Raw genomic sequence first — 12,220 nt, forward strand, 5'->3', positions numbered from 1 at the left:
GCTGGTGGCTGTTTTTTTAATCTGTTTATAACTAAACAAAAAGGACCCACTTATCATTAGCAAGCCCTTCATGTCTAATTAATATTTTTTATAAGAATAAGTCAGAAAACCGTAACTCTCACTCAAATAATCATAATAAACTATGAGCGATCCTGCATCATAAACTTCTCCCGTATTAATCACGTGATTAATAATAGAGATAAATTGTTCATAACTAATTCCAAACCAACTAGCTCTCATCTCCAGATATTCCTTAAAATCTTGTTTTCCTTCATAACCGTAACTTCTTGGGTTAAGCGTAAAATAACCTTCACTAGTTTCAGAACCAATAACATTGTGACCATTCTTTTCTTGTAATTCCTTAACTAGCCTCTCCTGTTTCGTCTTATCCCATCCAATAGGTAGTTTAATATCATCAGGATGAGGAATGTTTGGTTTCCCGTGTTCTGGTTTTTCTGGGTCCGGGTTCGGTATAATTGGTTTAAACTTGTTATCAAGCAGACGTGCCATAAATACCGCAAAATGCTGTCTCGATAAAGTAACACTCGGTCTAAATGTACCATCATCATAACCAGTAGTAATGTTTTGTGATGCTAAAATACTTACATATTCTTTGTAACTACTCGTAGATGGTACATCCTTAAAACTAACATCTTTAGTCTTTTTTAATCCGTAACCCTCTGATAAAATCTTTGCCATCTGCCCTCGTGTTAATGAAGCTCCTGGGTCAAAGTATTTTGATCCATTTGATGCTGTCTTACCAGATATGATACCTAAACTGACTGCTTTAGCCACAATATCATACCCATAATCACCCGGCTTTAAATCTGTGAAGTTCGGATTTGGTGCAGTGAAATCTGTAATCCCTTTTTGGCGTAATATCATTGTGACAGCTTGTAAGCGAGTTAAATTATTTTCCGGTCTAAAAGTCCCGTCATAATAACCACGAATTATATCGCGATTAACAAGATATGTAATCTCCTCTTTATATCCAATTACATCCGTAAAACCTGCCGCACTCGTCTTGGTTATCCCAAGTCCTGTGAATACTAGCAATATAGCAAGTAACATTGGTAATATTCGCTTCATTTTCTATCATCCTCCTAATTATATCCTGCCTCCTTAAATAGTAAGGAATAGGAGTCGTAATGTCTAGATTTAAAATAAATAGTAGTAAATATATCCTGAAAAGCAACTTACTCAATTTATGAGTAGTAGTCTTTTGCAACAAAGTAGTCACCCAACTTAGCAGATGGTTGTTTTCTATTACCCCTGAATGCCGTACCATAGAAGTATTGGAGAATATTGGATGTATGGATTTGGAAAAAACTTTTATTTTTATCATACTTGCAGTAATTATGGGACTTGCTACATGCGGGCCGAAGATGAGAAAATCCCAAAAGAAGAACCTGAGAAAGTTGAAGCATCGGAACCAGAAGGGAAAGAAGAGCCTACACCCGAACCAGAATTAACCGAAGAAGAAAGAGCGGAAGCTGCTGAGAAACGAGCCACCGAGCAGGAAACAACGCGCAAGATAGATTCCACTGTCTTTGAATACGCAACAAAGATTGATGTGACAGATGCAATCGATCTAAACGACCACGTGATACTTATCCTCAATATGAACGAAAAAACACAGCCTGGAATGGCTACGCAACATGTCGTCAATCAAACGTATGATTTCGTACAGCAGGCAGATATAAAAGGCGCTAAAACAATTGGTATAAATATTAAGCAAAGCGAAAAGAAGATAGCGCAGTTCACCGTTCATATGGATAAATTTGTTCCTAACGATGATGAGCCAATGTATGACGCTGTAATTGCAACTTCCGAGATGGAATTTATGACGGATGAAGTAAAAGAGTTCGGGGAAACAATGGAATTCTTTTTTCTTGACTATCGCCTATACCGGTGTACGTAAAGGTGAAGCGATGGGGCTCCAATGGAAAGACATTAATTTCGAAAATAATACAATCACAATTGAAAGAACGAGAGATCATTATGGCGTACGTCCGCTTAAAACAAAAAACTCGTTTAGAACAATTGCTGTTGATGAAGTGGTTATAAAACAATCAGTATCCTATACACTGTGGTGTAAAAAAATACTGTTTACTTATGGTGAAAAGATATCTGATGAAACCTTTGTGTTTATCACAGATCATGGTGCTACCCCCACTTCAGGTGCTATTCGTTCTTTAAAAGGAATTCTTGAACGGACGGCCTTGCCAAAAATTACTTTTCACGGATTACGTTACACGCACTGTACTATCCTATTAAACCGTGGTCGCAATGTCGATGTGATCGCAGAGCGATTAGTGAATACACCAGAAATGGTTTATAATGTTTACGGACACGTTTTAAAGGAATCTGAACAAGAGTCTGTTACCTTGTTTAGTCAGAGCCTAGAAGCAAGTGGGGCTGATTTTGGGGCTAATTAGTAAACTGCCTCCTCTCCCCCCTGATAACATAAGCTTTCTTGCTTCTAGGTTTTATTACGTGTATAATAGGAGCATTGTGAATTTAGGGGGATTTTGAATGATAGCAGTCAGTAATGTAAGCCTTCAATTCGGCGATCGCAAGCTATTTGAAGATGTGAATATACAGTTCAATCCAGGCCAATGTTACGGTCTGATTGGTGCGAATGGTGCGGGGAAATCGACGTTCTTGAAGATTTTATCGGGCGAACTTGAGCCGCAATCTGGAAATGTCATTATGAACAAAGATGAGCGTCTTGCTGTGTTAAAACAGAACCACTTCGAATATGAGGAAAATGTCGTACTCGACACAGTCATTATGGGACATAAACGTCTTTATGACATTATGACGGAGAAAAACGCAATCTATATGAAAGAAGATTTCTCTGATGAAGACGGCATGCGTGCTGCTGAACTTGAAGGTGAGTTTGGTGATTTGAATGGTTGGGAAGCGGAATCAGAAGCAGCTATCCTTTTACAAGGACTGGGTCTGAAAGAAGAATTCCATCAAGTAACGATGGCTGAACTAACAGGTTCCGATAAAGTAAAAGTGCTTTTAGCACAGGCGCTATTTGGTAAGCCAGACGTTCTTCTTCTCGATGAGCCGACAAACCACTTAGACTTAAAAGCAATTCAGTGGCTTGAAGAATTCTTGATTAACTTTGATAATACAGTCATTGTTGTATCCCATGACCGCCACTTCTTAAACAAAGTGTGTACGCAAATTGCGGATCTCGACTTCTCGAAAATTCAAATCTATCCAGGGAACTACGATTTCTGGTATGAGTCTAGCCAATTAGCACTTAAGATGGCACAAGATCAAAATAAGAAAAAAGAAGAAAAAATTAAAGAACTACAAGCATTCGTTGCACGTTTCAGTGCGAATGCTTCGAAATCTAAACAAGCGACTTCTCGGAAAAAAACACTTGAAAAAATCGAGTTGGATGATATTAAACCATCATCACGTCGTTATCCATTTGTAAACTTCCAAATTGGACGTGAAATCGGTAATGATGTACTGACGATCCAAGATGTTTCTAAAACACAAGATGGCAAAGTCATGCTGAAAGATGCATCATTCACGATTGGAAAAGAAGACAAAGTCATTCTTCTTGGTAACCCACTTGCGAAAACAGCTCTTCTTGAAATTCTTGCTGAAGAGGCGCAACCAGATTCAGGCTCAATCAAATGGGGCGTAACAACATCACGTGCCTACTTCCCAATTGACAACAGTGAGTACTTCCAAGGTAGTGAACAATCGCTTGTAGAATGGCTACGCCAATATTCACCAGATGATCAAACAGAAACGTTCCTACGTGGTTTCCTAGGACGTATGTTGTTCTCAGGTGAAGAAGTAAACAAAAAGCCTTCTGTCCTCTCTGGTGGAGAAAAAGTTCGTTGTATGCTTTCTAAAATGATGCTGACAAGTGCTAACGTTCTTCTACTCGATGAGCCGATGAACCACTTGGACCTTGAATCGATTCAAGCGTTGAACAATGGTTTGATGGCATTTAAAGGCGCTATGATCTTTACATCCCATGACCAACAGTTCATTCAAACAGTAGCTAACCGAATCATTGAAATTCACGATGACGGTACAATTTTTGATAAAATGATGAACTACGACGAATATCTTGAGTGGAAAGACCAACAAGAAAAATAATTGTCATAAAAAAGCCGTTTCCCTTTATTACCGGGATACGGCTTTTTTCGTGTAACACGTATGCATGAAATACGTCTAATCGGGTAAAACAACTAAAAGGAGTGATTTTTATGAGAAAGCTGAATCTCTTCGTTTTATTGTTAGTTGCAGCTTTTTTAGTTGTAGGTTGTACCAAAAACGATTCGACTGCCTTAGATAACTCGGGGACTAAGAACAGTGGTAATAATGCTAATGGGAAAAATGACACAGTGGGTACAAAAACGGATGCTGAAATTTCGATGTTCGATTATTTTCTTCCCGACGGCTCCAAGGCGCATTTTCAAGGTGAAGGCAATGAATTTGCGGAGCTTGATATTGAAGTCGCCCAGCCATTCGAGAACTATGTCATCATTCACGAAAACAATGGTGGCTCGCTCGTTCGACACATATATAAAATTGATAGCCATACGATTTTTTTAATGGAAACAGGCATCATTGACACAAAACAAGACTTCCCTTCCCTTGAAGAACTAAATGCGCTGGAACCCATCAACATCTATCTAGAGGCACCATTTACCAAAGGTAAATCCTTTAACAATTGGACTATCGTCGATACAGATGTGACGCTCGAAACGCCTTATAAAGTATTTACCGATGTATTTGTAATTGAAATGAAAGAAAATGATATCGTGAATCGTAAATACTTTGCAGCTGGCTTTGGAGAGGTAAAACGTGAAGCGATTATGCAAACGGACGATGGAGAACTTCGTGTCACTTCTACATTAAAATTAGTCGATCAATAGAAAATCTTTCCCCTATTGACAGAATATAAAAATTCACCTATTAGAAAAAGTACTGACCTAGCCAATCACTTTTTTTAATAGGTGAATCACTTGGATTACACATATAGAGCCTTCGCCTTCATGTATTTAGATGGCGATAGGCTTCCCTTCGTTCATCAACAAAACACCATGGTACAATTGAAGGTCCTCATCACAGCCCTCGCAAAAAATCTTTTCTCGGTCAGACCAAAATGCATAAAAACATTCTTTTTTCATCATCTCATGATCATGATGATGCCGTAGCTTTTCAAGTAAGCCTCGCAGACATTCCGCTGCTTCTGTTACGTTATCGAATAGTTCGCGGGATTGGATGGTCTCTTCCCACCCCTCAAACATCCACCAAGGCTCATAATCTGCTTTCATATAAATGACTTCGAACATATCCCTACCCCCTTATGTCCCTCTAGGTGAATGTTCTCCATTTTAGCAAACTCTCAACAGATGTCCACTTTATTGCTTTCCCTATGATCACTTGCGCCCTGATTTTGAATCACGCTCGATTGACACCTATCAAATTCCGTGACAAAGCTAATTCAAATGATATGTCTCCCTTGCATTTATCGGGTATAATTGAACTAGCGATATGAAACCTTATTCGTTCTAAAACGTATAAGTATATAGTCAAAGGAGGCCTGAGCACACCATGAAAAGAATTAAACAATTTTTCACTCGTCATTTTATCTCCGCACCGATTGGTTTCGGGTCATGGCTTTATTTTACGCTTGGTACGAGCATGGGCTTTTTCACTGCGACAGGTCTAGTGATTGGAATTTACTTTGGAAGTGCATTGACTATTAAACAAATCCAATTGACATCCAACTTAAAAGAACTTGGCATGTCCCGTTCTGAATATAAACATATCAAAAGCCAGCTCACTAGCGCTAAAATGAAAATAAAGCGGCTCAATAGTTTATATGGACAGGTTCGATCCGTTCAGGCATTCAAGCAGTTACATGAGATGAACAGCTTGTCTCGTCGAATTCTTGGCATTGTACGGACAAACCCTCAAAAATTTTACCATGTTGAGAAATTTTTCTATGCTCACCTGGATTCCGCAGTTGAATTGACGTCGAAATATGCCTTACTTGTCAATCAACCTTTAAAAGATCAGGAAATTCGGATTGCTTTACAAGATACACGCGAAACACTTGGCGATGTCAATAAGCAGCTAGAACGGGATTTGCGTAGTGCGCTCGCTCCTGATATTCAACAGCTTCAATTAGAAATCGACTTTGTCGATGTGATTATGAATAAAGACAAACCGTTGCTTGAAATGAAAGGGGATTTAACCGATGACAGAAAATAATACGATAAAAACATTTGATGATCTACTCGATAATCCATTTGATTTACAAAAAGAACCCCTATTACCGAAAGAAATGCTAATGGAAAAGGAACCGAGCACGACTTCCGTTAAACTAATCGATCGCCTTTCCGTGGAGGAAAGAGAAAAAGCTCAGCAACTAGCTGCTCAAATTCCAGTAGGCAATTATGAAGCGATTCTTACCTACGGAGCCAACGCACAAGGCGAGCTCTCAAAGTTTTCACATCAGATGCTGGATCATGTACAAAGTAAGGACATTGGCCCTGTCGGAGATGTGTTAAAAGATCTGATGAATAAGCTTTCTGAAATTGACCCTGAGGATTTATCCGAAAAGAAAAAATCGGGTCTTAGTAAGTTATTTAGTAAAGCGACCCGCTCCATACAAGAAATGATGACGAAATATCAGAAGCTCAGCACGCAAATTGATCGAATCGGTGTCCAGCTGGAACATTCAAAACGCGGCCTTTTGGAAGATGTACAGATGCTCGATAATTTATATGAACAAAATAAGACCTACTTTCAAGCTTTGAATGTGTACATAGCGGCGGCTGAACTAAAGCGGGATGAGATTGCTGATGTCATTATCCCTGAAATGCGTAGACAGGCGGAATTGGCCAACGACCAGATGGCTATTCAAGATGTACATGATATGGCGCAGTTCCTTGACCGATTGGAAAAACGGTTATATGATTTGCAACTTTCACGTCAAATTACGATTCAAAGTGCACCACAGATTCGTATGATTCAGCAGACAAACCAAACACTTGCGGAAAAAATCCAAGCATCCATTATGACAGCAATTCCCCTTTGGAAAAATCAAATTGCCATTGCTTTAACATTAAATCGACAAATGAAAGCCGTTGAATCGCAAAAGCTCGTGACAAAAACAACGAATGATTTGTTGCTAAAAAACTCGGAAATGCTCAAAATCAATTCCATTGAAACAGCAAAAGAAAATGAGCGAGGCATTATTGAAATTGATACGTTGAAGAAGACGCAAGAAAATCTCATTCATACGATTGAAGAAACATTACTCATTCAAGCTGACGGTCGTGCAAAGCGTAAGGCAGCCGAGGTTGAAATTGGACGCATGGAAGAAGAATTGAAACAACGTTTGCTTGCAGTTCATGAAAAAGCACAAAACCGCCCTTTATAAGGCGGTTTTTGTGTGGTTATTTTTAAACTCCATCATACTACATACTTCGTATCTATCCTCATCATTTTACAAGGATAGATGTTTTTTTACAGATTACCCTATATTTCATAAATTCAGCTACAGTTTGGTGGTATATGATACGATTCTACAAATTGATAGACTGTTTTACAGATTTCCGCACGCTAACATCTATCTACACATAATATTACAGATTCCTCTGTCGTTTCGTCAAATTATCGGTGGTTTTACAGAGCTATTCCTATTTCCACAGCTTTTTCTGTCGGATTTTATATTTATTATAGAGTTTTACAAATTTCGCCGTGCGAACATGACAGGAAACACTTCATTATGCATTTCGAATGACAATCGCAAGCAACTTACGTAAAATCCTCAATGTCTGATCTGCAAAACCTTCTACTGAGTTGGATGAAGCAGTTTTATTGCCGAACATTGTAGAAAATAAGGCTTTCTGCTCTTCCGTTGGTTCTTCCGTAGATAAGAAAAGATGGATAACGGAAATGCCTTGCTTCTCTGTCTCCATCACGGCTTCGGCTGTGTCGAGAATACCGTTTCGATCATAGCCGAACGCGGAAGGCTCTCCGTCGGAAAAAACCAATAGAAACTTATGCTTCTCTTGTCTACCCGCGAGACGATTTGCCATCCAACGAATTGCGAAGCCATCACGATTATCCTCATTTGCATCAAATGATAAAATGGATGGACCGCTATCCTTATTGCGATCGCTGAACGTATGCATCAAGCCGAAAACATTTGGCTGCACTTCTTTCGAAGCATGATAAGCATCCTCATAATACGATGAAATTTCATGGCTAACACCGAGTTGACGCAGGACATCATGAAAGAGCAATACTGCCCGTTTCGTTTCATCTAACTTATCGAGCATTGAGGCAGAGCCATCCACTAGTAGACCGAACACTGCATCGAGATTAACAGATGGTGCATTTTTACGATAAAATGGTTTTGGTCGCTCATCGACAACGAGTGTTGTCAGCTTTGTTGATAAACGTCCTTTCATCAAACGCTCTCGTTTTGTATCCACTTTTAAATCAATGCGTTTTTTCATTTCCTCGACAAACGAACGAACATAAGGCTTTTGCTCTTCCCGCCAAAGTGTCAATTGCTGACGATTTTGTTGCTCATCAGTCGCTTCTATTCGCTGTTCTTCGTAAACAACATTGACATGCTCTTTACCGAACATTTTGCCTGCCTTCACCCGATTGTCACGTTTTTCGGCTTTGGCACTTTCCTCATCTGTCCATTGATCACTGTCATTGCCTTCGGAATCGCCAAAGCCCGTTTCTTCGATTTCAGCATCTTCATTGCCAGGTGTTGCATCATTGGCATCACTCTTGCCGGATCGGCCATGCTCTAGCTCATATTCAAGATGCACGCCAGATTCGCTTTCATTTTCACGATGCCAAGAACGAAAAACTTCTTCAATCGTTTCTTTTGGTTCCTCCTCGCCCTTTTCCGCATCTGCCATTCCTTTATGATAATGAAATACGGTATTGTCTTCCGTAATTGAATCTCCGACTGAATAGTATTGATGAACAAGATCTTTGTCAATAATGCCGTCAACAATCCCTATAATTCTTTCCGCAATGTACATATTATCCTGTGTCGTTTTAGCATCATAAGCATGCTGTAGCGCCGACTGAATGAACCCAATATCTATCTCTTCCCAGTCAATAGACGTCCCCGCAAACATGCCTTCATGGAGTGATATGAATAATTGGTTGATAAGCGCGTCTGCTACAAAACTTTTTTGCTTATTTGATGACAATGCATTGCGATGGAAAGAGACGTAGGCTTCCCTTCTAAGGTCAAATGCAGTAGCAGTCCCAGGTCTTTCTTTCACAATGGTATCCATCAGTCTAAATTCCTCTAGTAATAACAATAGTTCCGATGAAAATTTACGTAGAGGATGCGCTGCATAGGCCTGCGTGAAGGCTATCCATGCTCGCACATCAAAGCGCTTCCAATACCCTGCGGTCAATAAGTAAATGTCAGATAGCCGACCAGCATGTGTCACGTCTTCCGTTCGATGTCGCCAAAAGACACTCATCGAAACAATGCCTTCTTTCGGTTGAAACTCCAGTAATTTACGTTCTGTCAGTTCAAGAAATGGCGCATCTGCAAGTGCCCGCCCTAAGCGTTCATACAATAACAATGTGCGAGCATCGACCGCTTCATCATTAAATTGAATGAATCGACTCATCTTCACCATTATAATCGCCTCATTTCACCCATGTATCGACTAATTCCATAATCAAATCCCGTTCAATTTTGTCATCCAATTTTTCGGCAATTGCATATTGCACAGCCCGTCTCACTGGAATATGTTGCGATAGCCCCATTGCATCAAGCAAACTCCTAATTGACGCTGCTTCATCTGATAATAATCCGCTCATCACTTGCTTTTTCAAATCATTGCCTATTTGAAGAAACGTTTCAATGAGCTGTGTTGCTGCAGTTGGATAAGTAGCTGTCATAACAGACTTTAGCTGTTCACCCGTCAAGTACGGAACTGAAAAAGAGACAAAGCGATTTTTCAATGCTTCGTTCATTGGGGAGGTCCCTACATAGCCTTCGTTAATCGCGGAAATGACGGTGAAATCTTCATGCGCAAAAATGACCTCACCTGTAAAAGGATTTGTCAACATACGACGATGATCGAGAACGCTATGAAGAATAGGCAATGTTTCTGGCTTGGCCATATTAATTTCATCGATATAGAGAATATGCCCTTTTTTCATCGCTTGGATAACGGGCCCTTCCACAAATTCGATAACTGTTTGTCCTTCTTTACTAATAATCGTTTTGAAACCAAGTAGCGATTCAGCATCTAAATCGACTGAACAGTTGACGCTTTGCATCGGCTGCTGAAAATAATGTGAGATTGTTTGTGCTAGCTTCGTTTTCCCTGAACCGGATGGTCCTTTCAATAACACGGGATTTTTCAAGGCAATTCCAACAAGAACATCTTCCCATAAATAAGGATCGGGCGAGACATAACCCCCTTCTTGAATTAAGCGTTGAGCTTCTACATCATGTATTTTCTCTGAACGAAGAGCATGTACTTTTTCGACAATCGCATTCATTATATATATTCCTCCCGATCAAATTCTAATCAATTACGTCTCGGATTTAACTTGATTCAAGTTAAAAAAACCGATACACGAACGAGCGAGTATCGGGTCTACTTATTATTCAAAATATGTTTTATAATAGCCTCCAACTTTTCCGGTATTATCGATGACGAAAACGAATTCATCCGTCTCGTTTTTCACTTCATACGATTTACCAGGTGTCAGGACATTCGTTACAACATATTTTTCAGCATCTGCATGTTTACAAACGATTGTACGAATCGTCGGTACAGTTGTCCAATCTTTCACAGTCATTCCAATCAAGCCTCCTATATGAAAAGTAAATAAGGAAAAAAACGGCCCGCTTAGAAAAACGGGCCGATTGTGCACATTACGTTTGGTTGATTATGAACCAAGAAGAAGATCTTCTGGATTTTCAATCAATTCTTTTACCATTTTCAAGAATCCAACTGAGTCTTTACCATCGATGACACGGTGGTCATATGACAAAGCTACGTACATCATTGGACGGATTTCGATATTATCGCCAATCGCCACTGGACGTCGTTGGATTGTGTGCATACCCAAAATACCAACTTGTGTACCATTCATAATTGGTGTAGACATTAATGAACCGAATACCCCACCGTTTGTAATTGTGAATGAACCACCTGTCATGTCTGCGATTGTCAATTTGTTGTCGCGTGCTTTTTTAGCAAGCTCTACAATTGTTCCTTCGATTTCAGCGAAGTTTTTACGATCTGCATCAAGTACGTTTGGTACAACGAGTCCGCCATCTGTTGAAATCGCAACACCGATGTCATAGAAGTTCTTAAGAAGAATTTCATCGCCACTGATTTCAGCGTTCACATATGGATATTTTTTAAGTGCTGCAACGACAGCTTTCGTGAAGAATGACATGAAACCAAGACGCACGTCATTTTGCTCGAAGAATTGGTCTTTTTTACGTGAACGAAGAGCCATTACATTAGTCATGTCAATTTCGTTGAACGTTGTTAACATCGCTGTTGATTGTTTTACTTCCAGTAGACGCTTTGCAATCGTCTGGCGACGGCGAGTCATTTTCTCGCGAGTGATACGGCCGTCATCCGCTTGAGCTGCCGCTACAGTAGGTGCAGGAGCCGCTGCTGGCGCTTTTGGTGCTGTACCATGTGCTTCGACATCTTGAACACGAACGCGCCCCATTGGATCAACTGGAGAAACCGCTGCAAGGTCAATACCTTTTTCACGCGCTAATTTACGAGCTGCTGGACTTGCAATTGTGCGATCTGCAGTACCTTCGTCTGCAACAACAGCTTCTGGTGCCGCTACCGGAGTTGGAGCTGCTGCTTGCGCAGGAGTAGCAGCTGGTGCTCCTGCACTTGCGCCTACAGTTGCGATGACTTGACCAACCTCTACTGTATCACCTTCAGCCGCAAGATGTTGTTGAACAACTCCCGCTTCTTCTGAAATGACTTCAACGTTTACTTTATCTGTTTCAAGCTCAACGATGAATTCGCCTTTTTCAATGCTTTCTCCTGGTTGTTTTAACCAACGTGCAATTGTTCCTTCTGTAATCGATTCTGCTAATTCTGGTACGATGATTTCTGCCACAATAAATTCCTCCTCTAATCTACCGTTTATACGGTGAAAAGCTATCATTATCTCATGT

The 12,220-nt window shown here is 40.1% G+C and carries 12 protein-coding genes; 6 read left to right on the plus strand and 6 right to left on the minus strand.

All coding sequences use genetic code 11. The features are described from left to right. Positions 1-78: 78 nt before the first annotated feature. Positions 79-1,089, minus strand: a complete 1,011-nt coding sequence (locus tag MKY34_RS14270) for an S-layer homology domain-containing protein (protein ID WP_342511692.1) — start codon at positions 1,087-1,089, stop codon at positions 79-81. A 283-nt stretch (positions 1,090-1,372) separates the two neighbouring features. Here MKY34_RS14270 and MKY34_RS14275 point away from each other — a divergent pair, with 283 nt between their 5' ends. The 4 genes from MKY34_RS14275 (at position 1,373) to MKY34_RS14290 (ending at position 4,919) form a co-directional block, all read left to right on the plus strand. Then, the gene (locus MKY34_RS14275) at positions 1,373-1,921 is read left to right on the plus strand and encodes a hypothetical protein (RefSeq protein ID WP_342511693.1); all 549 of its coding nucleotides are present in this window, start codon (positions 1,373-1,375) and stop codon (positions 1,919-1,921) included. Continuing rightward, entirely contained in the window at positions 1,893-2,438 is a 546-nt protein-coding gene (locus tag MKY34_RS14280; RefSeq protein ID WP_342511695.1) for a site-specific integrase, read from the plus strand. Before MKY34_RS14275 ends, MKY34_RS14280 begins: the two co-directional genes overlap by 29 nt. A gap of 97 nt (positions 2,439-2,535) precedes the next feature. Next, entirely contained in the window at positions 2,536-4,137 is a 1,602-nt protein-coding gene (locus tag MKY34_RS14285) for an ATP-binding cassette domain-containing protein (RefSeq protein WP_342511697.1), read from the plus strand. Between the two features lie 110 nt (positions 4,138-4,247). Next, on the plus strand, positions 4,248-4,919 hold the full coding sequence (locus MKY34_RS14290; RefSeq protein WP_342511699.1) for a hypothetical protein: 672 nt from the start codon (positions 4,248-4,250) through the stop codon (positions 4,917-4,919). Between the two features lie 126 nt (positions 4,920-5,045). Here MKY34_RS14290 and MKY34_RS14295 read toward each other — a convergent pair whose 3' ends face one another. Next, entirely contained in the window at positions 5,046-5,339 is a 294-nt protein-coding gene (locus MKY34_RS14295) for a DUF1033 family protein (RefSeq protein ID WP_342511701.1), read from the minus strand. 262 nt (positions 5,340-5,601) lie between these two features. Between MKY34_RS14295 and MKY34_RS14300 the strand changes: the two genes are divergently transcribed. Both MKY34_RS14300 and MKY34_RS14305 read left to right on the plus strand, forming a co-directional pair. Then, the gene (locus tag MKY34_RS14300; protein WP_342511703.1) at positions 5,602-6,264 is read left to right on the plus strand and encodes a 5-bromo-4-chloroindolyl phosphate hydrolysis family protein; all 663 of its coding nucleotides are present in this window, start codon (positions 5,602-5,604) and stop codon (positions 6,262-6,264) included. Further along, the gene (locus MKY34_RS14305; protein WP_342511705.1) at positions 6,251-7,438 is read left to right on the plus strand and encodes a toxic anion resistance protein; all 1,188 of its coding nucleotides are present in this window, start codon (positions 6,251-6,253) and stop codon (positions 7,436-7,438) included. The genes MKY34_RS14300 and MKY34_RS14305 overlap by 14 nt, the downstream gene beginning before the upstream one ends. Before the next feature lie 346 nt (positions 7,439-7,784). Here MKY34_RS14305 and MKY34_RS14310 read toward each other — a convergent pair whose 3' ends face one another. From MKY34_RS14310 to odhB, 4 genes are all read right to left on the minus strand, one after another. Beyond that, on the minus strand, positions 7,785-9,686 hold the full coding sequence (locus MKY34_RS14310; RefSeq protein ID WP_342511707.1) for a hypothetical protein: 1,902 nt from the start codon (positions 9,684-9,686) through the stop codon (positions 7,785-7,787). Between the two features lie 10 nt (positions 9,687-9,696). Continuing rightward, entirely contained in the window at positions 9,697-10,560 is an 864-nt protein-coding gene (locus tag MKY34_RS14315; RefSeq protein ID WP_342511708.1) for an AAA family ATPase, read from the minus strand. A gap of 105 nt (positions 10,561-10,665) precedes the next feature. Then, entirely contained in the window at positions 10,666-10,863 is a 198-nt protein-coding gene (locus MKY34_RS14320) for a DUF6501 family protein (protein WP_342511709.1), read from the minus strand. A gap of 90 nt (positions 10,864-10,953) precedes the next feature. Continuing rightward, positions 10,954-12,162: a 2-oxoglutarate dehydrogenase complex dihydrolipoyllysine-residue succinyltransferase gene (odhB, locus tag MKY34_RS14325; RefSeq protein ID WP_342511711.1), complete on the minus strand. Its 1,209-nt coding sequence runs from the start codon at positions 12,160-12,162 to the stop codon at positions 10,954-10,956. Positions 12,163-12,220: the final 58 nt, after the last annotated feature.

It is taken from the genome of Sporosarcina sp. FSL K6-1522 (assembly GCF_038622445.1).
Taxonomy (GTDB): Bacteria; Bacillota; Bacilli; order Bacillales_A; family Planococcaceae; genus Sporosarcina.